The following is a 21,637-nucleotide window of genomic DNA, read 5'->3' on the forward strand; positions in this document are numbered from 1 at the left end:
GCCTTTACTGTCGGTAAAGGCCTTTTTGCGTTTTCGGAGCTTGGAGGCCCGATCGTGTTTTTATACTTTTTTTAGATTCGGTTTAGAGCCGGTTTAGAATCGGGATCTATGCTGAAGAAGGAGGTGAATCGGATGAAAAAAATGACGGTGAAGCAGCGGAAATGGCTGCTGACCCTGCACTTGCTGTTTTCTGCCGTTATGCTGGGCACGGCTGTTATTTTCTTGTTCTTGAGCATTACGGCAGCCGTCACAGAGGATGAGGGCGTATTTCGCGCATGCTACAGCATCATGCATATGCTGTCCGAAAAGACGGTGCGCGTGTCCACGATTGCAACGCTCGTAACCGGCATCATGCTGTCGGTCTGGACGCCATGGGGATTGTTCAAATATTACTGGATCATCGTCAAAGAAATCCTGACGCTGCTTCTGGTCATTCTCGGGCCTGTCGGCATGTATTTCTGGACGCTGCAAGCGGTCCAATACGTCTCCGAGCCGGGAATGCAGGGTATCCTCAGCCCGGAATTTACGGTGAACAACGTACAGCTGTGGACCGGGATCATTCTGCAGATCGTTTCGCTGGCAGGGTTATTTATCATTTCGGTATTCAAACCGTGGGGAGCACGGCGGGACAAAGCAAGACTCCATGTTAAAAGATGAAAGGGAGCGGTAAGGAATGGGTGGCAGGAACGAAAAGCAGGAAAAAAATGAAGTAAAAGGAGGATTCGGTACGAAATCGGAGTCTGGGCGGCAGTTTAACTCCGGTGATGCAGGAGCTGCAACGATGCTGGTCCGGATCCGAACCGTAAGGTGGATCTACGGATTGTTGGCGGCGGGTTACCTCGCCTGTGTTGTTGTGCAGGTGTTTTTCGCCGGCCTCGGCATTTTGGTGGATCCCGGCGATTTGCAGCTGCATCGTGTCTTTGCGAACGTTTTTGAGTTCGTTCCTATTGTAATGTTTGTCCTGTCCTTCTTGGGGGATATCCGGGGTGGTCTAAGATGGTGGCCGCTCGCACTGTTCGCCTTGACTGCGCTGCAGCACATCACCATTCAAAATGTGACAGGTTCGCTGCGTGCACTTCATGCGGTGGATGCGCTGCTGCTGTTCGGGTTGTCGGTGCATTTGGCTAGACGTTCCTGGCCTTGGCTGCTGGGTTCGAACCGTGCCGGGAAGGCCAGTGCGTCAGGATCCGGAGATATGAAAGGTTAGTATATGTGATGTTTTCTGACGTGTCGAAAAATATTAAGCGCTTGCATGAACTTTGTATTTACAAAATCGCGAATCCCTTGTTAGAATAAATAACAAATCAGCTTGTCCTTGCGGCTTATAGGTCGTCCGATGCCGCCCATCGAACATCCCTATGGGTTCAGCAGGAGAAGCGAGGAGACAGGGGATGCGTCAATTGTACGATAAGGACACGATCTACATCGTCGGCGATGCACAAACCTCGGTGAATAATCCGATAACCCAGCAGTACAGCGCCTTTTTTATCGGACTGGTCGTGGACACCGTCAGCCACAAAATCGTGGATGCCGCCTGTTCCTCCACGATTCCTCTCACGTCGCAGTTTGTACGCTCCATCTTTCTCGGGAAGAGCATGCTTTCCCTTGAGCCGGTGGCGGAAGAGATCCGGATGAGGTATTACGGCTCTTCGCAGAAGGCGATCATCGTGGCGTTCAAGGATGCGCAGAAGAAGTATAAATTGGCGCTTTCGTCGAGGGAAACTTCGCCGGATTCATGAGCAGCAGCGATTCGGAACGATTTGAAGCCATGTTTTCCGTGTTTCACTAATTGCATACCGCTGCTTTGTTTATCAGTATGGCGACATACGCGTAAATAAAACCCAGCAAATGACATATGCACGCCCGGGCAGCGCAGGCATATGACGTTTGCCGGGTTTTTTTATACCCAAATACGACAATCGGAGGGACTTGAAGATGAAATTGTACATATCCATTGATATGGAGGGCATTACCGGTCTGGTGGACGCGACATTCGTCGATTCCAGCCGCTACAACTACACCCGGGGCCAGCATATCATGACGGCCGAGGCGAATCACGTCATCGAAACCGCTTTTGAAGAAGGGTTCAGCGAGGTGATCGTCAACGACAGCCACTCGAAAATGAACAATCTGATCATCGAAAATCTCCACCCGGACAGCAAACTGATTTCCGGCGACGTCAAACCGTTTTCGATGATGCAGGGGCTTGACGGAAGTTATGCGGGAGCCGTCTTTCTCGGCTATCACGCGATGGCTGCCCGGAAGGGCGTCCTCAGCCATACGATGATTTTCGGCGTCCGGAACATGTATATCAACGACGTCTCCGTAGGCGAATTGGGATTTAACGCTTACGTGGCGGGACATTACGGCGTGCCGGTACTGATGGTGGCCGGTGACGACGAGACGGCTATCGAGGCCGAAAGTCTGCTGCCCGGCGTGACGACGGCGATCGTCAAGGAGCGTATTTCCCGCACGTCGGCGCTGTGCCTGTCACCGGAGAAGAGCGGACGGCTGCTCCGCCAGAAGATGGCTGAAGCGATTGCCGGGCGCGACCGCGTCAAGCCGCTCGTTCCGCCGGAACGCCCGCAGCTGACGATCGAATTCGCGAATTACGGGCAGGCGGAATGGGCCCATCTGATGCCAGGCACCACGATCGAACAGGGATCGCCTGTCGTCTCGTTCCAGGCCAAAGATATTCTTGAAGCGTACCAGGCTATGCTGGTCATGACTGAACTGGCTATGCGAACATCCTTCTGCTGATGAAGGCCGCCTGTTTTCCGAAAATACGCTGTCAGGTTTATCCGAGGTAGATGGGCCTGAAAGAATGCACCATATGCCGAGTAAAGAGAGGGTGAGATTCATGGCGCAATACATTTTGAAGCGTTTCTTATCCATGCTGGTCACGCTGTGGCTGATCGTCACGGTCACCTTTTTCCTGATGCACTCGATTCCCGGCTCTCCGTTTGACCGCGACGGGAAGGAAGCAAGCGCAGCGGTCGTGCAGAACATGATGTCGTTCTACCATCTGGACAAGCCGCTGGGCGTCCAGTATTTGCTGTATCTCAAATCGCTGCTGACCTTCGATCTCGGGCCATCGATATCCCATTACCCGACAACGGTGAACACGATGATCGACCGCGGCTTCCCGGTATCCTTCCAGCTCGGCGAGGCAGCCATTCTGCTGGCGATTGCAGCCGGAATAGCATTGGGTACGGTGGCCGCCCTGAAGCAGAACGGCATCATCGACTATATCGCCATGGTGCTGGCCGTCATCGGTATCGCGGTGCCAAGCTTCGTTATCGCTCCGCTCCTGATCAAATATGTCGCCGTCAAATGGGGGCTGCTGCCGGTCGCTTCGTGGGGAACGTGGAAGCATGTCGTGCTTCCGGCCTTCGCTCTCTCGGTTGGGCCCATCGCCACGATCGCGCGCCTGACCCGGGCCAATCTGATTGAGGTGCTGACCCAGGACTATATGGAGACGGCCCGCTCCAAAGGGCTGTCGCCGGCAAGGATGATCGTCAAGCATGCGCTGCGCAATGCGGTGCTGCCCGTGGTGACGCTGCTCGGCGCGCTGCTGGCCAACGTGCTGACGGGGAGCTTCGTCATCGAGAAAATCTTCGCGATCCCCGGCATGGGGAAATACTTCGTGGACGGCATCAACAACCGGGATTACGCCGTCATCATGGGCACGACGGTCTTTTACAGCGCACTCCTCATCTTCATGATGTTTATTGTGGATATCGTGTACGGGTTCATCGATCCCCGTATCAAGCTGCATAGAAAGGGGGCCTGACGCATGCAGGTACCGGACCATTTGTTTACCCCGATGTACAGAACGGCCGGAGAACAGGAGCGGATCGTCAGGCCGCGCCAGTCGTTATGGCAGCAGGCCGTCCGCAGTTTGCTCCGCAACAAGCTGGCCTGCTGCGGACTCGCCCTGATCGTGCTGCTGGCACTGCTGGCCGTGTTCGGCCCGCTGCTGACGGATCAGAGCTACTCCGGCCAGAATCTGCTCAGCGCGAACCAACCTCCGTCCGGCGCGCACTGGTTCGGAACGGATGACCTTGGGCGGGATGTCTTCGCCAGGATTTTGTACGGTTCGCGCATCTCGCTTACGGTCGGTTTGGCCGCCGCCTTGATCGATTTTTTCATTGGTATCATTTACGGCGGCATCGCCGGATATTTCGGCGGGCGCGTCGATAACGCGATGATGCGTTTCGTCGATATGCTGTACGGCATTCCTTATTTGCTTGTGGTCATTCTGCTCATGGTCGTAATGGGCCCCGGGCTGCTGACCATTATATTGGCATTGACGGCGACGGGGTGGATCGGGATGGCGCGGATCGTCCGCGGGCAGGTGCTTCAGCTGAAATCGTCGGAGTACGTTCTGGCCGCCCGGACCTTGGGAGCCGGGTCGTGGTACATCATCCGCAGGCATATGCTTCCCAACGCCGTCGGGGTCATTATCGTGCAGGTGACGTTTTCCGTGCCTTCGGCCATTTTCGCCGAAGCCTTCCTCAGCTTCCTCGGTCTCGGCATTCAGCCGCCGCTGGCGAGCTGGGGAACGATGGCCAACGATGCCCTGCCGACCATTCTGTCCGGCAACTGGTGGCGGCTGTTCTTCCCGGCCTTTTTCATTTCGGTGACGATGCTCGCCTTCAACCTGTTGGGAGATGGACTCTTGAACGCCTTTAATCCGAAGCAAAGGAGGTAACGGAAGATGAACAACGACGCGCTGCTCGAAGTGGACAATTTGCATGTTTCGTTCTCCACGTACGGCGGGGAGGTGAAGGCCGTCAGGGGCGTCAGCCTCCGCCTGCACCGGGGAGAGACGCTGGCGATCGTCGGCGAATCCGGCTGCGGCAAAAGCGTCACCGCCCGCAGCATCATGCGGCTCCTGCCCAAGAACAACTCGAAAATTACGGAGGGCAGCATCCGTTTTAACGGACGCGAGCTGACGCGTTTGAGCGAAAAGCAGATGCGTGACGTGCGCGGCTCGGACATCGCGATCATCTTTCAGGACGCGATGACCGCGCTGAATCCGACAATGACGATCGGGGAGCAGCTGATGGAGGGCGTCATCCGCCACCAGCGGCTGTCCCGGACGGAGGCGAGGAAGCGGGCGGTCGAGATGCTGCAGTTTGTGGGCATCCGCGACCCGGAACTCCGGCTGAAGCAGCACCTGCATCAGTTCAGCGGGGGCATGAGGCAGCGGATCATGATCGCGATGGCGGCGATCTGCAGTCCCGCCGTCCTGATCGCGGACGAACCGACCACCGCGCTGGACGTCACGATCCAGGCGCAAATCCTGGATCTGTTCCGCATGCTGCAGCGCACGACCCAGGCTTCGCTGATCATGATTACGCACGACCTCGGCGTCGTCGCCAGCATCGCCGACCGCGTCAATGTCATGTATGCGGGGCAGGTTGTGGAATCCGCACCGGTCAAGGAGCTGTTCCGGAATCCGCAGCATCCGTATACGCGGGGGCTGCTCGATTCCATCCCGCGCCTGGACCGGCCAAGAGGGGCGAAGCTCGACGCGATCCCGGGCACCCCGCCGGACCTGTTCGCACCTCCGAAGGGATGTGCGTTTGCCGCCCGGTGTCCTCACGCGATGGAGGTATGCGGCCTGTTCCCGCCGGACAGCGTGAAGCTGGACGGAGAGCACACCGTAGCTTGCTGGCTGCAGGACGCCCGGGCCAGAACGATGCCGCCGCAAGGGCCGGCGCAGGTTGAAACCGCATCGGCCAGCCAGGGATAAGGCATGAAGAGCACAGTTTTATCATTTTGCGGGAACAGGATCCTGCTTCAGGTTTGCTCTGCAAGCCTTGGGACTTGACCATAGATCAGCGTCTTGAATAGCGCAAGCTCATGAATAACGGAATAGCTTGTATTTGCAGCAACCAACCAATTCGGGATTAAGGGAGAGGGTCTCATGGAAAAGGCTGTCGTGAACAAGGCTGTGAAAAGAAGGTTAATACTGGCGCTGCTGACGTGCATGCTGCTCAGCCTGCTGCTGGCCGCATGCGGCGGCGGAACTGAAGGAGCAAGCGGCGGTGGAGGAGATACCGGAAGTAAAATCCTCCTGTACAACAACGTTCGCGAGCCCACTTCGCTCGATCCGCCGATCGGCTTCGACCAGGTTTCCTATGACATTTTGAACAATGCGATGGAGGGCATGACGCGTCTCGGCAAGGACCAGTCTCCGGAGCCGGCTATGGCTTCCGAGTGGAAGGTATCCGAAGACGGACTCCAATACACGTTCACGCTGCGCGACGGCGTACAGTGGAGCAATGGCGAGCCGGTAAAGGCGAGTGACTTCGAGTTTGCCTGGAAAAGAATGCTCGATCCGAAAACGGCGTCTTCTGCCGCGACGCTGGCCTATGTATTTAAAGGAGCGGAGGCTTTTAACTCCGGCAAAGGGACGGCGGACGACGTGCAGGTCAAAGCCACTGACGACAAGACGCTGGAAGTGACGCTGGCCCAGCCGGCCCCCTGGCTGCTGAGCATGCTGGCGAATCCGGCCTTCTTCCCGGTGCCGCAAAAGACTGTGGAGTCCAATCCGAACTGGACGGCGGAGGCCGATACGTTCGTCAGCAACGGCCCGTTCCGCATCTCCCAGTGGAATCACGATTCCGAGCTGAAAATGGTGAAGAACGATAAATATTGGGATGCGGCGAACGTGAAGCTGGACGGCGTCACGTTTAAAATGATCAACGATTCCAACACGGAATACCAGCTGTACCAAAGCGGCGAGCTGCACATTGCCGGCGTTCCCGCCGATATGAGCGACCAGCTGTTTTCGGAAGGCAAGGTGAACGTTCAAGATTCGGCAGGTACGTATTTTTACCGCTTCAATACGACCATGAAGCCGTTTGACAACGCCAAAATCCGCAAAGCCTTTGCGCTCGCGGTGGACCGTCAGAAAATCGTGGACCTGGTGGTCAAGCAGAAGCAAAAACCGGCCGGGGGTTTCGTATCCTACGGACTCAAGGAGCCGGACGGACGTGATTTCCGCGAAGTGGGCGGCGACTTGATTACGTTTGACGCAGCGCAGGCCAAGAGCCTGCTTGCGGAAGGCATGAAGGAAGCGGGATACAGCACGCTTCCCGAAGTGACGCTGACTTACAATACAAACGATTTACATCAGAAAATCGCCGAAACGCTGCAGGCCATGTTCAAGGAAAACCTGGGTGTCGACGTCAAGCTCGCGGGCAAAGAAGGCAAAGTCCTCACCGCGGAACAGAAGCAGCTTCAGCTGCAGTTTTCCCGGTCGTCCTGGCTGCCGGATTTCGCCGATCCGATCAACTTCCTGGATATTTTCGAAAGCAAAAGTCCGAACAACCGTACGGGCTGGAGCAATGCCGAATACGACAAGCTGATCCAGGCCGCTTACCAAGAGACGGACGAGGCGAAGCGCTATGACCTGATGCACCAGGCCGAAAAAATCCTGATGGACGAGGCGCCGATCATGCCGATGTATTTCTATGATTCGGCTTATCTGCAAAGCGACAAGCTCGTCGACGTGGTGCGCCATCCGTACGGCTACATGGACTTTAAGTGGGCTGATTTGAAATGAGAAGGCTGAGACCGTTCATGCATGCTGCCGATTCGAAGGTGCAGGCCGGTGCCGGGAAAAGGCCGATCCGGCCGGCCCGGTTGATGCCGGGGGACACGGTGGGCATCACCGCCCCGGCGAGCCGCGGGGACGCGGAGGCGATCCGCCGTTCGGCCGAAGTGTTCGAAGAGCTTGGCCTGAAGGTCCGGTTTGGCGATTCGCTGAACCGCGGCCACGGCTACCTCGCCGGAACCGACGCCGAGCGGGCCGCCGAGCTGAACGCCATGTTTGCGGACCCCGGCATTCAGGCCATCGTTTGCGCCCGTGGAGGCTATGGCACCGCCAGGATCGCGGAGAAGCTCGATTACGATCAAATCCGCCGGCATCCCAAAATTTTGTGGGGGTACAGCGACATCACCTTCCTGCATGCCGCCATCTGGAAGATGACCGGATTGATCACGGTGCATGGGCCGATGATGATTTGCCTGGGAGACAAGGATGTTCACCCGTTGACCCGGCAGAGCTTCGCCCAGCTGGTCCGGCCCGAGCCGCTCCGCTACACCGAGGACATCACCCCGCTGCATACCTTGGTGGAAGGCAAAGCCAAGGGCCCGCTCGTCGGAGGCAACCTGACTTTGCTGACGAGTACGCTCGGTACGCCGTTTGAGATCGATACCCGGGGCTGCCTCCTGTTTATCGAGGATATCGGGGAGGAGCCGTACCGGATCGATCGTATGCTGAACCAGCTGCGGATGGCGGGCAAGCTGGAGCAGGCGGCCGGTATCCTAGTGGGCGACTTCCGCGATTGCGAGCCGGTCAAGCGCCCGATCTCCTTTACCTTGGAGGAGGTCGTCCGGCATTATGTGACCGAAGCGGGCAGACCTTCCCTGATGGGCTTCGGGATCGGGCACGGCTCGCCCAACGTCGCGGTTCCGCACGGGATGGAAGCCGAGCTGAGCACGGCTGACAAAAAAGTGGAAGCGCTGGAGTCAGCCATTATATAGAGGAGGCAACCGGCAAATGCGAATACATGATATCGAAGTGCTGCGCAAGTACACGCCGCTGACCAAACCGTTCAAGACGGCGCTGCGCACGGTTCATCAAGCCGAATCGATTGTGGTGAAAATGACGGCCGACGACGGAAAAGTGGGCTGGGGCGAAGCTCCGGCCACTGTCGTTATCACAGGCGACAGCCTTGAGGCGATCCAGTCCGCCATTGAACATACATTCAAGCCGCTGCTGATCGGCCAAAGCCTGCTCGCCTATGAGCAGATCCTGCAGTCGCTCCACCAGGCTATGGTCGGCTGTACCAGTGCCAAAGCGGCCATCGACATGGCCGTTTATGACTTGGTGGCCCAGCACGGGCGTATGCCGCTGTACCAATTTCTCGGCGGGTACCGCGACCGGATCGAAACGGACTTTACGGTCAGCGTCAACTCGCCCGAGGAAATGGGAGAAGATGCGGCCCAATACGTTCAGGCTGGATTTACCGTACTGAAGATCAAGGTCGGCAAGGATGACATCGAGCATGACATCCGCCGCATCCGGGAAATCCGGCAGCGCATCGGCAGCGACGTCAAGATCCGCCTGGACGCCAACCAGGGTTGGCAGGCCAAGGAGGCGATCCGCTCCATCCGGAAGATGGAGGACATGGGGCTGAACATCGAACTGGTGGAGCAGCCGGTCCGGGCCGGGGATATTTACGGGCTGCAGCAGGTGACCGCCGCGGTGGACACCCTGATTATGGCCGACGAAAGCGTCTTTTCTCCGGTGCAGGCGCTGGAGGTGCTGCAGCGGCACGCGGCCGACCTGATCAACATCAAGCTGATGAAGGCGGGCGGCATTTACAAGGCGCAGCTGATCAACCAGCTGGCTGAAGAATACGGCGTCGAGTGCATGGTGGGCAGCATGATCGAATCCCGATTGGCGGTGACCGCCGCTGCCCATTTCGCCGCGAGCAAAAAGAACGTCACCCGCTACGACTTCGACGCGCCGCTGATGCTGCACCAGGATGATGTCGTCGGCGGCGTCATGTACGACGGCCGGGTAATGACCTTCTCGGATGCGCCGGGTCTGGGCATTACCGACGTGCGCACGACGGACGAAGTGGGGGTATGGTGATGGGGGATCAAGACGATCAGGCCGTATCCCCGGCATGGCGGGTGGTCAGCGTTCCGGTAGCCACCGTCTGGACCAGTCCGTCCTCTCCGCGGGCGCTGGACGCGCCGGCTCTGGCCGGGTTCGCCCCTAGCGAACCTGGGAGTGGCAAACGGGAGGCCACGGATCCATCTGATTCAGGGAACCCGTTGGAGATGGAAACCGATCCGGCGAATGCGCGGGGGAGCGGCATCGAACCATGGCTCGCCGCCATGACGGTATCGGATAAGCTCGACCTGTGCGCGGCCAACCGCGTGCAGACCCAGGCGCTGTACGGCACGGCCGTCCTCGTCTATGAGGAGCAGGACGGATGGAGCCGGGTCGCCATCCCGGGCCAGATCTCGCCCAAGGATGAGAACGGATATCCCGGCTGGATTCCGACGGAGCAGCTGCTGCCATTGATTGAGGAGAAAGCGTATCGGCTGCTGGACAGCGGCGGAAACGTTCCCGGCGCCGCTGCTGCTCCAGCTTCTGCGATCGTTACGGCACCTACGACGGACTTGGAGCTGTTATCCTCATCGGCGAAGCTGCGTATCAGCTTCCTGACAAGGCTGCCGCTGGCGACCGAGGAGGAGCGGGGGACGGTGCCTGAGGTAGAACCCGGCGATGGAGTTCAAGCCGTAAAGGGTTTACAAGCCGAAACGGTAGCGGGACCCGCTGCTGGAGCTTTTCCCCAAGCAGGGAGTGTTCCGAGAGATGGCGTTGGGGCAGGTGCAGATTATGGTGGGGATGCTTTTGTCGTCGTGCAGACCCCGCACGGTCTTGCCCGGATCAGACGGGCAGACGTACAGGTGGTGGCTGAGCCAGGGGAATACCCGGGCTCTCGTGCGGATGAACAGAATAGGGGCAAGGCCATCGTGGCGCAGGCCAAGCGCTTTCTGGGACTGCCTTACTTGTGGGGAGGCATGTCGGCCTGGGGCTACGATTGCTCCGGGTTTGCCCACTCCATGCATCTCGCCTGCGGCATCGACATCCCGAGGGACGCCTCTGTCCAGGCGCTGCACGGAGCCGGCATTCCGCCGGAGGAGCTGCAGCCGGGGGATCTGCTGTTCTTTGCCTATGAGCAGGGCAAGGGACGCGTCCATCATGTCGGCATCTACGCCGGGGACGGGCACATGATCCATTCGCCGGATTCGGCCAGCTCGGTGGAGCTGATTCCGCTGAAAGGGTATAAGCTTGCTGACGAGCACTGCGTCTCCCGCCGTTATTGGACATAACGAGGCAAGGCTTGCCCGGGCATCGCATTTCAACTCGAAGCGTTCTGTAAGCTGCTCCCAGATTACAATAACCAGAGAATCACAATGAACACTTCGAGCGACAACAAACTCCCGGTCGGTTCTATGACGCCGGGAGTTTTTGCGGACATCCCCCGAATGGAGCACAGCCCGTGCAGGCACATTCAGGTATATTTTAACGGAAACCACCCATATTAAGGGAATCAAGGCAGAAGCTGCTCGCAGGGTGGGGGAATGATGACTGTGGAAAGGCATGAGGAAAAGCATTTTAACGCACCTGATTTGATCAGGGATATTGTGATCGGAATGTCGGACGGTTTAACGGTTCCGTTTGCCCTTGCCGCCGGCTTGTCCGGGACCGTACCGAATACGAGCCTGGTCGTTGTGGCGGGGATGGCTGAAATCGCTGCGGGTGCTATCGCGATGGGGCTTGGCGGATATCTTGCCGCCCGGACGGACCGGGAGCATTATGCATCCGAACTCGTGCGGGAGCAGGAGGAAATCAGGGAAATACCGGATCAGGAAAGGGAGGAAGTGGCCGATATCCTGAGAGAGTGGCATTTTCCCGAAGAAATTGTGGAATCGGCGGTGGATGCCATCTGCCGGGATTCGGACCGATGGGTTCAATTTATGATGAAATATGAGCTCGGGCTCGAAGAACCCGAGCCTAAGAGGGCGCGCAACAGCTCGCTCACGATCGGACTGTCCTACATTATAGGGGGTGTCATTCCGCTGTCCCCTTACATGCTGATCAGGCAGTCGGGCACAGCTTTATCCGTTTCGGTGATCGTCACGCTGATTGCCTTATTCGTATTTGGCTACGTTAAAGGAAGATTCACCGGTACCCGTCCGTTCCGCAGCGCCTGGCAAACAACCATTGTAGGCGGAGCGGCCGCCGGAATCGCATTTTTTATTGCAAGACTCATATCTTGAGGGTTAACTCTCAATGACTGTGTTCAGCGTATGAATCCGGGATGTTCTCTAGTAAAACGACAAATACTTCATTATATTCTCCGCCTTCTCCTCGCCCAGCAGCTGCATCAGCTTCGGCCTGACTTCCTCCACAAAAGCAGCCTCGATTTCAAACGTTTCTTCGTTGGTTACATTCCCCTCCATTGTGACAGCGGCTTCGATCAAGAGCGCCAGGGCCGAAAAAAAGTCGGCCAGCGAGTCTGCAAGGGGAAATGCTCCGGATCCATCGATCCGCCCATACACCGGGGATGCCGGCGAGGCGGTGTCGACGATCAGCGGGTCATCGTTGTAATTGGCAATGACCACATGCTCCGGAGGCCACGAAGGGGATGCTTGGTACGGCTCCCCCGTTCCCAGCCAACGGTATCCCAACTGCTGGCGAAACAAATGCTCCGGCTTCGGAAAGAAAAGAACGGCCGCATCTCCGATTTCCACGGCGGCGCTTTTCATTCCGAGCGATGTTATATGATCAGAACCACTTCTTATTTCATATCTGGTGTAAAAATGCTGCAGTTCCGGCGAAAGCGGAATCCGATCATCCACGCCGGGGTCACACAACTCCGCCAACGGGCGGATGTCCTGCTCTTTGAAAAGTCCGTATGCCTCGTTATATTGATCCTGCCATTTTAGAAAAGATGCCATGGCTTGGTCCAGCACATCCATCAAGTTTCACTCCCTATAGATCCTTTAATAAAAATCGAAGTAGCCGCGCCAGGTGCCGTCCTTTTTATGCTTGGCAAAATAAAAATTGCCGTCATCCACGATGTTGAGCCCGGCTTTGGCGTCTGAGGCGATTTGGAGGACAAAAGCGTATCCATCTCCAAAGTCAATGCCAGGCTGGGTGAAGGCGGCATATCCCCCAAGCTTGTGAACACGATATATTTCCCCGGCAATATCCTCGAAATAATTCAGCCCTTCCAGCTCTTCCAGTCGCAGAATCTCTTGTCTGTACGTTTCGGGAATATCATCGCTGTCCCATTGCGGGGAGTCATCTTGACAAAGCTCTGGGAACAGCGGGAAAGGTTTGATCGACATAAAGGCAGGCCCGAAGTCTTTCAAGACCAATTTCCCGGTATCGCTGTACTCTCGGATGCACATATATCCGCTCATATCATCGTGATCCAGGACGTTAGGTGACAAAAATACGGTCAGCAGTTCGGTTTCCTTCAGTTCGTCCGGAACATAGGGCAGCGCGGGCAGATATAGCTGAAGGATGGGAGCCATCGCCTCTCCGTCCACATCGACGGGCAGTTCCTCATCGGGCAATGCCAGGTTGACTTGTCCGATCCAGCACTGCTCCACCGAGAGGTTAGGCCTGCTTCCACCTGTTTGAAAAAGGGTCGCCGTGCGCTTCAAGGCGCTTTGAAGCTCTACAATCCGTTCGTTACTCATACTTGCATCCTCCTTTAAGTGCCCATGCTCAGGTCACCCCTGCGTCCATCTGAAAAAACGAAGATCTTCCATATATCATCATGTATGTACACGTAAGCAACTTTGCCGCTTCTTTACAAACCATCTTCGAGTAGGTCTTTGTTCGATCCCCTCTGCTTAACCCTCGGCAAATATGCCGTTGTTCGGATCCCGCTGCTTACCCTCCGGAAAGTAGTAACCCATATTTCTTTCACCTTACGTATCCGTCCGCACATCGTCCCATTCCTGGCCCATGTATCCGGTCAGCCAGTTCAAGGCACGGTGACGCTCATACACGACGCCTGCGTTGAGGCCGCCGGGAGCCGGCTGTCCTTGAATCCGGCTGTCGACACAGAGCCAGTCGTAGCGGTAGATCAAATCGGCGGCGTCGAGAATTTCCTTACTGCTCCGCAGCCGTGAGCCCGCTAAAAAGGCATCAAACGAATCAAACATCTGCAGCTTGGAGACGGCTTCGGGGACATCGCAAATATCCGTCGGGCTCCCCAAGGCGTCCACATGGCCCAAGGCCCACAGCAGCACCCAAAAGCCTTCATACCGCCAGGAAAACGGGACCGCTTCGGATTCATCCGCTTGGCTGTTTTGGATAAACGCCTTCTCCTCAGGGGAAAAGAACCCGTCCGCCCCGTACTGGGCCGTAATTCTCGAGATCAGCTCCCGGGTATCCTCGGGGCTTTCGCCCGCACCGATGCATTCGCCCTTGACGGCGGTAATGCAGAGGGCGACGGCCCGCTGTGCGGTTTCCGCAAGGGTCCGGATTCGTCCCGCGGCTTCATCGCCGAGCCGTCCGGGTATCGGCGGCATCTTCTGGAAGCCTTGCGCCGACAGAACCGCTTCGGACCGCGCTTTGCGCTCCGTACCGGAAGCTGTCTCCGGCTCCTCGCCATGGAGGAAGCTCGTATGGGCGGTGACGGTGTAATCTTCCACTTCCGAGCGGCCGTCCGTACCCAGCAGCAGCCGTCCTTCCGGATTCAGCAGCTGCCCGCCGCCCCAGAACATCAGCCCGTCCAGCGTCCGGATCATCGACAGCAGCTGGGTGAATAAGGATTCCGAAATGTCATCCTCCGTTTCGACGCCGATGACCATATTGAGCGTGCTGATCTTGATCAGCAGCTTTTGCTGCAGCGGCTCGTTCTCCGCCGGGATCTGGGCAAAAAATTGCTCCATGCCGCTTCGCATGCTTGCAAACTCATCCGGGTGCGTTTTGCTGGTCATGATGTTAAAAGCGGTAGCCTTTCGGCGAAGCCAGCCCTTGCTGACGATTTCAATCCGGGTTTTGCTCTCATTGACGCTCATTTTTCCATTCGGGTCGATCCCCTTCATAAGGTCCACGATCTGATCCAGATCGAAGGTTGAGCTGTACAGCGCACAATTCTTCACAACGATTCTCCTCCCACATGTAAAAAACAACCAGTAACTGTGTGCAAAAAGCACACATCAACCATTTTATACCGAATTCGTGTACGACTTCCAGGCCGGATCTCTGGTGAACGGGTGATCAAGCGGGCAATCGAACAGCCCGTACGGTTACCGTCACGGTGCCGCATGATCAGTCCGGCGATTCGTCAAATATAGATGGGGCCGAGAAAAGCCTTGGAGCGGATGAAAAGGCTTCGATGGCGGAACTCTGAACTCGAAAGCAGGTCACCATACACAGGGATGGAAATGAACCCGCTGCCCGAACGGACAGGATACATGTCCGCCGGGCAGTTTTTTTAGGTATAAGAGTGGTAAAAGCTTCAGCGGCTTGGCTTCCTTAATTCCCCAGAGAAACTACCGATTGTCTACATTGAATGTACATCAATAGACGTTTTTATGGGGCTCGCGTATAAACCCGAATACTAGGGACAATGCATTTCCCATATAAATAGGCAGTAGAGGATGTGCATCTATCACAACGATGGGGATGAAAGGAGGGAGCCGATATCGCCTCGTCCATCGGAAAAGAAGTTCTGAGAAAAGAATCCGGGCAGAAAGTAACCGGGGCGGCCCGTTACACGGGAGATACCTCGAAACCCGGCCTGCTGCACGCCGCCTTGGCTGTCAGCCCGCATGCCCATGCCCGGATGCTGTCGATCGATACCTCCGCGGCCCGGAGTATTCCGGGCGTCCGTGCGGTCATCACAGGAGAGGACTTCCCGGTGCTCACCGGTTCTCCGCTGGAAGACCGGCCGCCGCTGGCCATAGACAAGGTGAGGTATTTCGGCGAGCCGGTTGCCGTGGTGGTGGCGGATGCGGAATATATCGCGGAAATGGCGGCGCTGCAGGTCCGCGTGGAATACGAAACGCTGCCGCTTGTTCAGTCCCCGCTGGAGGCCTATAAGCCGGACGCGCCGCTCATACATGAAAATTTGGCCGAGTATAAGCATTATGAGGAGGTGTATCCGGAGCCCGGCACCAACGTTGCAAGCCGCAACCGGATCCGCAAAGGAAACATGGAGGAAGGATGGAGCCGCAGCATCCACACGATCGAGGTCCGGGTGAGCATGCCGCAATCGGATCATGCCGCGATGGAACCGCGCTGCAGTACGGCGGAGCTGCTGCCGGACGGCAAAGCCGTCATCCATTCCGCCTCGCAGTCCCCCTACATTATCCGCAGCCAAATCAACAGATACTTTCATATCCCGCTGCAGCAAATCATCGTTCACACCCCGCTCGTTGGCGGTGGGTTTGGCGGGAAGGCGGCCGTTCAGCTGGAGTTTCTCGCTTTTCTGGCTTCAAGGGCCGCAGGGGGAAAAGCGGTCAAGCTGGTCAATTCAAGGGAGCGCGACATGGTCTCTTCCCCGGTGCATATCGGGCTGGAATCGAGAGTCAAGCTGGGCTGTGCCGCCGATGGAAAAATCGCTGCCGCGGAAATTACGCACTGGTTTGACGGAGGAGCCTACTCGGACCGGGGACCGATCATGAGCAAGGCCGGAGCCAGCGACTGCTCGGGTCCGTACCGAATCGACAATCTGCAGTGCGACTCGCTCTGCATGTATACGAATCACCCGTATTCCACTTCATTTCGCGGGTTTGGACATCCCGAGCTGACGTTTGCCATCGAGCGGGCAATGGATGTCATGGCCGCACGCCTCAGCATGGATCCGCTGGAGTTCCGCTTTCTGAATGCGATCGGGCCCGGTGACACGACGCCGACGCAAACGCTGCTGGACCGGAGTACGGTAGGCAATCTCCCGATGTGTATCGCCAAGCTGAAAGATATGATCCGATGGGATGAGCAGCCCTTGATTGAAGCAAAAGGCCACTTTGTCAAAGCCAGGGGCGTATGCTGTATGTGGAAAAATTCCAATACCCCCGCCGATGCCGGTGCGGGGGCGGTCATCATTTTCAATGCCGATGGCAGCGTGAATTTGCTTTGCGGTGCTGTGGAGATCGGGCAGGGCACGCGGACGTCCCTCACCCAAATGGTAGCCGAGCTGCTCCGAATAGATGTGCATAAAGTATCGATCAGCACTGACGTCAATACGGAGACCGAGCCGCAGCTGTGGAAAACCGTTGCAAGCCGCAGCACTTTTCTGGTCGGCAACGCGATTCGGGCGGCGGCGCACGATGCCATCGTACAGCTGAAGAACACGGCTGCCCGGGTACTTCAGCTCCCGTCGGCCGAGCTGGAAATTGGAGGCGGAAGGGTTTACAGTATGCGGGATCCGGGGATCGGCATAGAGATCACCAGGATAGCATTTGGATACAAACTTCCGGAGGGGGGGACGATTGGAAGCCAGGTCATCGGCCGCGGCAGTTATGCGATGCGGGATATTAAGGAGCTGGACCCGATGACCGGCAAAGGAAAACCGGGCCCGGAATGGACGGTCGGCGCACAGATGGTGGAAGTGGAGCTGGATACGAGGGATTATAGCTATCGGATCCTGCAGGCGGCAACCGTTATTGATGCCGGCAGGGTGATCAATCCGGTTTTCGCCCGCGGCCAAATCACCGGAGGCATGAGCATGGGGCTGGGCCTTGCCAGCAGGGAGGCCTTTGCGTTCAATGAAGAGGCCCAGGTGCTGAATCCGCAGTTCCGGACTTATCACATGTTGCGTTACGGAGAGCAGCCGGCGTATTTCGTCGATTTCGTCGAAACGCCGAATGCGGAGGCGCCATTCGGCCTGCGGGGCATCGGCGAGCATGGCGTGATCGGCATGCCAGCTGCACTCGCCAACGCTTTGTCGGCAGCAACGGGCATCGCGCTAAATCGGCTACCGCTTACCCCGGAGCGGATCTGGAGGACGGCCCATGATCCCATTTGACTTTGAATATTACCGCCCGTCTTCAGTGAAAGACGCGGCCGATGCCTTTCAGGCGCTGCAAACCCAAGGGAAGGACCCGATGTATTGGTCCGGAGGAACGGAAATCATTACGATGGCCAGGCTGAATCGCGTTCGGCCGGGAGCGGTCGTCGATGTAAAAGCGATCCCCGAATGCAATGTCATGGAGTTCCGCGAAAATGACCTGATCATCGGCGGCTGCGTCACGCTGTCCGCCGTCACCGGCGCGAACCTCTTCCCTCTGCTCGGCAGGGCGGCCCAAGGAGTCGCCGACCAGACGTCCCGTAACAAAATTACGCTCGGCGGCAACCTGTGCGGCCGAATCCACTACAGGGAAGCGGTACTCCCGCTGCTTGTGGCCGACAGCCGCCTGGTCATCGCAGGGAAAGGCGGCGTCAGGGAGGCTGCGATCCACGAAGTCTTCCGCGGGCAGATCCGTCTGGAACCCGGAGAATTTCTGCTGCAGACCGTGACGGACCGTGAATTTGTATCTCTGCCGTCCGTTCATGTGAAGAAGCGGCAGATCGGTAATGTCGGTTACCCGTTGGTGACCTTGGTTGCCGTGAAAAAGGGAAGCCGCATCCGCGCGGCATTCAGCGGGGTCTGCGGGTTCCCGTTCCGTTCGGCCTCCATCGAGCAGGTGCTGAACACTCCCGGGCTTTCTGCGGAAGAGCGGGCCAGCCAGGCAGCCGGACGGCTCCCGGCACCGCCGCTGACCAATACGGAAGGCACGGCCGATTACCGGCTCTTTTTATTTAGGCAAACCGTCAAAGACGCCATTCATGCTTTGGAAGGAAGGTGAACGTCCTGGAAAGCGCAAGCTCGAACTCGAATGCGATCTACCCGCTGGAGATGGAGGTCAACGGGGAGCGCAGGTGGCTCTGGGTCCGTGCGGCGGAGACGCTGCTGCATACCCTTCGGGACCACCTTGGCTTAACCGGGTGCAAGCCCGGCTGCGAGAACGGGGACTGCGGCGCCTGCACTGTCATCCTGAACGGGCTGCCGATGAAGTCCTGTCTGATGCTCGCCGTAGAGGCGGACGGACAGCGCATCACCACGATTGAAGGGCTGAAGCATTCGCCGGTCCAGGAACAATTTGTCCTGAAGCAGGCATTCCAATGCGGCTACTGCACGTCGGGATTTATCATGAACGGTCACGGGCTGCTGAGTGCGCATCCGGACGCGGATCCGGAGACGATCCGGCTGTGGCTGGAATCGAACATATGCCGCTGCACCTCGTATGAAGAAATTCACGGGGCGATCATGGCGGCGCTGGCAGTGAACAAGGAAGGCGGCCCGGCAACCGGCAGCAGCTAAAAGGAGGAACACGCTTGGAAGACATTCATCGGATTCTGGAAGCACTTCAGCAGTGCGGACAGCGCAGCGTGCTGGCGACCATTACCCGGGTGAAGGGCAGCGCCTACCGTAAAGAGGGCGCATCCATGCTGCTGTTCGAGGACGGAACGCAGATCGGCGTGCTGAGCGCCGGCTGCCTGGAAGCGGATATCGCAGCCCGCGTGCCGGAGCTGTTGGCAGCCAGGGTTCCATGCACCTATACCTTCGACCTGGATGCTGCCGATCCGCTGTCCTGGGGGGAAGGACCGGGCTGCGGAGGCGTGATTCAGGTTACGGCTGTGGCTGTCGGCGACTCGCTGCGGAGGCATCTGCTGATGCTGAAGGATTATTTGGACGATCAGACCGAAGTCATGCTGATTCTAAAAAATAGCGCGGACCCCTTGGCTGCCGGATACAGCTTTGTCACCAGCTCCAGGCACCGGTTCGGCGAATGGCCGGGAGCGTTTCCCGAGGCTCTGCTGGATTGGGCAGCTGCCCGGATAGGGCGGCGGAGCGGGATGCAGAACGTGCCGGGAGAGGCGGAGGAAGTGTTCGTCCACACGTATTTCCCCAAACCCCGGCTGACCCTGTTCGGTGCCGGGCCGGATGCCAGGCCTTTGGCCTCCTTTGCGGCCGCCGCCGGATTCACGGTTACCGTCGCCGATTGGAGGGCAGCCCTGTGCGACCGAAGCTTTTTTCCGGATGCCCACACGCTGCTTGACGGCTTCCCGGAGGAAACGGCCGGACGGATGCGGTGGACGCCAAACGATTACGTCGTCATCATGACGCATCACTTCCGGAGGGACCGGGAGCTCATCCGATTCCTCTCCAGCCATAACCTGGCATATGTTGGTCTCCTGGGCTCGAAACGCAGAACGCAGCGGCTTCTTGAAAGCGGCTCATTGCCGGACCATTGGCACGCCCCCGTAGGTTTGCCGATCGGAGCAGAAGGTCCGGAGGAAATCGCCTTCAGCATCGTGGCCGAATTAATCCAGGTGTACCGAACTTCCCGAAAGAGGCGCTTATCTTATGAAGCGACATAGTGTCCATGGCATTTATTTGGCGGCGGGACAAAGCAGCCGGATGGGAACGAACAAGCTCGGTCTGCCGCTGAGGGGAATTGCGCTTGGCAATCATGCTCTGCTTGCCGCTCTGGAGGCCGGACTGGCGCATATATGGATCGTGACTACCGAAGGGAAGGCGGATTGGATGGACGCAGCCCTTGGCAGCGACCGCTTTAGACCAAAGTGGACGCTTGTCCGCTGTCCGGATGCGCATTCAGGACAGGCGCATTCGATCCGGTGCGGGGTGGAGGCGGCGATGACCGCGGGGGCCGAAGCGGTCATGATTTTGCTCGCCGACCAGCCCTGCGTCACATCTGCAATGATCAACGAACTGCTCTGCCGCTACGATCAGGCATCGGAACGGGAAAAGATTCATTACGCCGCTGCGGAGTTCGGCGGTCTGGCGAGACCGCCGGTCATTTGCCACCGGCGGATGTTTCCGGAGCTGCTCCGGCTGCAAGGGGACCAGGGAGCCCGGCAGCTGATCCGTCACGGAAGGCCGGGGATCTCTGTCCCTTTCGGATCGCCGGATCTGTTCCTCGACGTGGACACACCGGAGGACTACGGGCTGCTGCGGGACAAGGAGATCGATTCCCCGCCAAAATCCTGAAGCAGCTGCCCGGCATTCATATACAGGGCGAGAGGGTACTGCTCCTGCTCCCAATGCGCCGGAGCGTGAAGGCTCAAGCTGACCTTGCCGGCGCTGCCGTCTGTGGAGATGCCGGGGCCGGTATGCCATCGCTTGATCATCTGGGCGAGTTCTTGCAGGTAGTCGGCCCATTGCTGCTGCTGCTCCCGGGTAAAATGGCCGGTCTGCGACCACTGCCCCAGCACCCGGATCATATCCGACAGATTGGCGTAGCCCGAACGCAGCTGCTCCATCTGCCGGGTCAGGCGGTTCAGCAGATCGCGCTTCTTGGCGGCAAAAGGGTGGTACCGCAAGCTCTGGGCTGCCTTGTCCAGCTCGGTGGTCGCTTGGTGCAGCTCCTGAAACAGCGCCTGCCAAGTCCATTTCAGCGTTTGCGCTTCACTTGGAGGACATCCCTTCTCCACCCATTGCCCGGCCTTGATAAAATGACTTGCCAAATGGTCCGCGAAGCGGGTCATTTTTTGCTTGGCGGATGGGATGGAATCCGGCGGGAACAGCAGCGACTGCACCAATACCGCTAACACGGCGCCGATGATCGTATCCCGGATCCGGTCGAGCGAATAGCTGGGCATTTTGTGCTGAAAGAACAGCACGAGCAGAATGCTGAGGGCCACCTGTGTCACCATGGTGTGGTCCAGCTTCAGGCGCTGGATGGCAAAGGTGGCGACCAACAGGCACGCTCCGATGCTCCATCCGTTCAGGGGGAGCCAGGGCGTTACACAGAGCGTCAGGAGGACGCCGGCAACCGTTCCCAAGACACGCTGCCAGGCGAACTGCATCGATTGACTGACCGTGGCCTGTACGGACAATATCGCGGTCAGCGGGGCGAGATAAGGATGTGATGAGCCCGCCCACTTTGCAGCCTCCCATGACAGCGCCGCAGCCAGCGGCATTTTCCAGACGACACCGCTGTTTTTGATCGTATTCCATAGATTGTCACTCATTCGTTTGCAGCCCCATTTTACTTTATT

The 21,637-nt window shown here is 57.9% G+C and carries 21 protein-coding genes; 17 read left to right on the forward strand and 4 right to left on the reverse strand.

Features of this window, described 5'->3' with window-relative positions; all coding sequences use genetic code 11:
- Positions 1–132: 132 nt before the first annotated feature.
- From KI379_RS06305 to KI379_RS06360, 12 genes are all read left to right on the forward strand, one after another.
- On the forward strand, positions 133–657 hold the full coding sequence (locus KI379_RS06305; protein ID WP_145156588.1) for a DUF2269 family protein: 525 nt from the start codon (positions 133–135) through the stop codon (positions 655–657).
- A gap of 16 nt (positions 658–673) precedes the next feature.
- Complete coding sequence (locus KI379_RS06310; RefSeq protein ID WP_212983093.1) at positions 674–1,207, forward strand: DUF6220 domain-containing protein; 534 nt, start codon at positions 674–676, stop codon at positions 1,205–1,207.
- Positions 1,208–1,400: 193 nt separating this feature from the next.
- A complete protein-coding gene (locus tag KI379_RS06315; RefSeq protein WP_212984624.1) occupies positions 1,401–1,739 on the forward strand; it encodes a DUF3870 domain-containing protein in 339 nt (112 codons plus the stop codon).
- Between the two features lie 196 nt (positions 1,740–1,935).
- Complete coding sequence (locus KI379_RS06320) at positions 1,936–2,760, forward strand: M55 family metallopeptidase (protein WP_116231420.1); 825 nt, start codon at positions 1,936–1,938, stop codon at positions 2,758–2,760.
- 100 nt (positions 2,761–2,860) lie between these two features.
- Positions 2,861–3,793 (forward strand): ABC transporter permease, encoded by a 933-nt coding sequence (locus KI379_RS06325; RefSeq protein ID WP_212983094.1) that lies wholly within the window; start codon positions 2,861–2,863, stop codon positions 3,791–3,793.
- Positions 3,794–3,796: 3 nt separating this feature from the next.
- The gene (locus tag KI379_RS06330; RefSeq protein ID WP_076168746.1) at positions 3,797–4,714 is read left to right on the forward strand and encodes an ABC transporter permease; all 918 of its coding nucleotides are present in this window, start codon (positions 3,797–3,799) and stop codon (positions 4,712–4,714) included.
- A 6-nt stretch (positions 4,715–4,720) separates the two neighbouring features.
- On the forward strand, positions 4,721–5,761 hold the full coding sequence (locus KI379_RS06335; protein WP_076168743.1) for an ABC transporter ATP-binding protein: 1,041 nt from the start codon (positions 4,721–4,723) through the stop codon (positions 5,759–5,761).
- A gap of 237 nt (positions 5,762–5,998) precedes the next feature.
- The gene (locus KI379_RS06340; RefSeq protein WP_373309584.1) at positions 5,999–7,579 is read left to right on the forward strand and encodes a peptide ABC transporter substrate-binding protein; all 1,581 of its coding nucleotides are present in this window, start codon (positions 5,999–6,001) and stop codon (positions 7,577–7,579) included.
- Positions 7,580–7,596: 17 nt separating this feature from the next.
- Positions 7,597–8,562, forward strand: coding sequence for a S66 peptidase family protein (locus KI379_RS06345; protein WP_212984625.1), 966 nt, complete (start codon positions 7,597–7,599; stop codon positions 8,560–8,562).
- A gap of 16 nt (positions 8,563–8,578) precedes the next feature.
- Positions 8,579–9,679 (forward strand): mandelate racemase/muconate lactonizing enzyme family protein, encoded by a 1,101-nt coding sequence (locus KI379_RS06350; protein ID WP_076168738.1) that lies wholly within the window; start codon positions 8,579–8,581, stop codon positions 9,677–9,679.
- On the forward strand, positions 9,679–10,932 hold the full coding sequence (locus KI379_RS06355; protein WP_244879209.1) for a C40 family peptidase: 1,254 nt from the start codon (positions 9,679–9,681) through the stop codon (positions 10,930–10,932). The genes KI379_RS06350 and KI379_RS06355 overlap by 1 nt, the downstream gene beginning before the upstream one ends.
- Positions 10,933–11,184: 252 nt before the next feature.
- Positions 11,185–11,883 (forward strand): VIT1/CCC1 transporter family protein, encoded by a 699-nt coding sequence (locus KI379_RS06360; protein WP_244879210.1) that lies wholly within the window; start codon positions 11,185–11,187, stop codon positions 11,881–11,883.
- A 48-nt stretch (positions 11,884–11,931) separates the two neighbouring features.
- Here KI379_RS06360 and KI379_RS06365 read toward each other — a convergent pair whose 3' ends face one another.
- The 3 genes from KI379_RS06365 to KI379_RS06375 form a co-directional block, all read right to left on the reverse strand.
- Positions 11,932–12,585, reverse strand: coding sequence for a hypothetical protein (locus tag KI379_RS06365; RefSeq protein ID WP_212983096.1), 654 nt, complete (start codon positions 12,583–12,585; stop codon positions 11,932–11,934).
- Between the two features lie 24 nt (positions 12,586–12,609).
- A complete protein-coding gene (locus KI379_RS06370) occupies positions 12,610–13,314 on the reverse strand; it encodes a DUF1963 domain-containing protein (RefSeq protein WP_212983097.1) in 705 nt (234 codons plus the stop codon).
- 234 nt (positions 13,315–13,548) lie between these two features.
- On the reverse strand, positions 13,549–14,730 hold the full coding sequence (locus tag KI379_RS06375) for a DUF4272 domain-containing protein (protein WP_212983098.1): 1,182 nt from the start codon (positions 14,728–14,730) through the stop codon (positions 13,549–13,551).
- A 545-nt stretch (positions 14,731–15,275) separates the two neighbouring features.
- On the opposite strand from KI379_RS06375, the gene KI379_RS06380 reads away from it, so the two are divergent.
- From KI379_RS06380 to KI379_RS06400, 5 genes are read left to right on the forward strand one after another with little or no spacing between them, the layout of a single operon-like run.
- Entirely contained in the window at positions 15,276–17,600 is a 2,325-nt protein-coding gene (locus KI379_RS06380) for a xanthine dehydrogenase family protein molybdopterin-binding subunit (protein WP_212984628.1), read from the forward strand.
- Positions 17,587–18,420 carry an FAD binding domain-containing protein gene (locus KI379_RS06385; RefSeq protein ID WP_212983099.1) on the forward strand — a complete coding sequence of 278 codons (834 nt, stop codon included), beginning with the start codon at positions 17,587–17,589 and terminating at the stop codon, positions 18,418–18,420. The genes KI379_RS06380 and KI379_RS06385 overlap by 14 nt, the downstream gene beginning before the upstream one ends.
- A 50-nt stretch (positions 18,421–18,470) precedes the next feature.
- Positions 18,471–18,935 carry a (2Fe-2S)-binding protein gene (locus tag KI379_RS06390; RefSeq protein WP_212984629.1) on the forward strand — a complete coding sequence of 155 codons (465 nt, stop codon included), beginning with the start codon at positions 18,471–18,473 and terminating at the stop codon, positions 18,933–18,935.
- 14 nt (positions 18,936–18,949) lie between these two features.
- Entirely contained in the window at positions 18,950–19,996 is a 1,047-nt protein-coding gene (locus tag KI379_RS06395) for an XdhC family protein (protein WP_212983100.1), read from the forward strand.
- Entirely contained in the window at positions 19,983–20,627 is a 645-nt protein-coding gene (locus KI379_RS06400; RefSeq protein ID WP_212983101.1) for a nucleotidyltransferase family protein, read from the forward strand. Before KI379_RS06395 ends, KI379_RS06400 begins: the two co-directional genes overlap by 14 nt.
- Here KI379_RS06400 and KI379_RS06405 read toward each other — a convergent pair.
- Positions 20,579–21,610, reverse strand: coding sequence for an FUSC family protein (locus tag KI379_RS06405; protein WP_212983102.1), 1,032 nt, complete (start codon positions 21,608–21,610; stop codon positions 20,579–20,581). The two genes, KI379_RS06400 and KI379_RS06405, sit on opposite strands and share 49 nt — an antisense overlap.
- Positions 21,611–21,637 lie beyond the last annotated feature (27 nt).

This window comes from Paenibacillus cineris (genome assembly GCF_018333335.1).
Classification (GTDB): Bacteria; Bacillota; Bacilli; order Paenibacillales; family Paenibacillaceae; genus Paenibacillus_AQ; species Paenibacillus_AQ favisporus.

Excerpts from the sequence above, each read along its gene's own strand:
- KI379_RS06305 (WP_145156588.1), top strand. The coding sequence starts at position 133 with ATGAAAAAAATGACGGTGAAGCAGCGGAAATGGCTGCTGACCCTGCAC.
- KI379_RS06350 (WP_076168738.1), top strand. The coding sequence starts at position 8,579 with ATGCGAATACATGATATCGAAGTGCTGCGCAAGTACACGCCGCTGACC.
- KI379_RS06320 (WP_116231420.1), top strand. The coding sequence starts at position 1,936 with ATGAAATTGTACATATCCATTGATATGGAGGGCATTACCGGTCTGGTG.
- KI379_RS06370 (WP_212983097.1), bottom strand. The coding sequence starts at position 13,314 with ATGAGTAACGAACGGATTGTAGAGCTTCAAAGCGCCTTGAAGCGCACG.
- KI379_RS06360 (WP_244879210.1), top strand. The coding sequence starts at position 11,185 with ATGATGACTGTGGAAAGGCATGAGGAAAAGCATTTTAACGCACCTGAT.
- KI379_RS06385 (WP_212983099.1), top strand. The coding sequence starts at position 17,587 with ATGATCCCATTTGACTTTGAATATTACCGCCCGTCTTCAGTGAAAGAC.
- KI379_RS06330 (WP_076168746.1), top strand. The coding sequence starts at position 3,797 with ATGCAGGTACCGGACCATTTGTTTACCCCGATGTACAGAACGGCCGGA.
- KI379_RS06310 (WP_212983093.1), top strand. The coding sequence starts at position 674 with ATGGGTGGCAGGAACGAAAAGCAGGAAAAAAATGAAGTAAAAGGAGGA.
- KI379_RS06325 (WP_212983094.1), top strand. The coding sequence starts at position 2,861 with ATGGCGCAATACATTTTGAAGCGTTTCTTATCCATGCTGGTCACGCTG.
- KI379_RS06340 (WP_373309584.1), top strand. The coding sequence starts at position 5,999 with ATGCTGCTCAGCCTGCTGCTGGCCGCATGCGGCGGCGGAACTGAAGGA.
- KI379_RS06345 (WP_212984625.1), top strand. The coding sequence starts at position 7,597 with ATGCATGCTGCCGATTCGAAGGTGCAGGCCGGTGCCGGGAAAAGGCCG.
- KI379_RS06400 (WP_212983101.1), top strand. The coding sequence starts at position 19,983 with ATGAAGCGACATAGTGTCCATGGCATTTATTTGGCGGCGGGACAAAGC.
- KI379_RS06335 (WP_076168743.1), top strand. The coding sequence starts at position 4,721 with ATGAACAACGACGCGCTGCTCGAAGTGGACAATTTGCATGTTTCGTTC.
- KI379_RS06365 (WP_212983096.1), bottom strand. The coding sequence starts at position 12,585 with ATGGATGTGCTGGACCAAGCCATGGCATCTTTTCTAAAATGGCAGGAT.
- KI379_RS06355 (WP_244879209.1), top strand. The coding sequence starts at position 9,679 with ATGGGGGATCAAGACGATCAGGCCGTATCCCCGGCATGGCGGGTGGTC.
- KI379_RS06390 (WP_212984629.1), top strand. The coding sequence starts at position 18,471 with ATGGAGGTCAACGGGGAGCGCAGGTGGCTCTGGGTCCGTGCGGCGGAG.
- KI379_RS06405 (WP_212983102.1), bottom strand. The coding sequence starts at position 21,610 with ATGAGTGACAATCTATGGAATACGATCAAAAACAGCGGTGTCGTCTGG.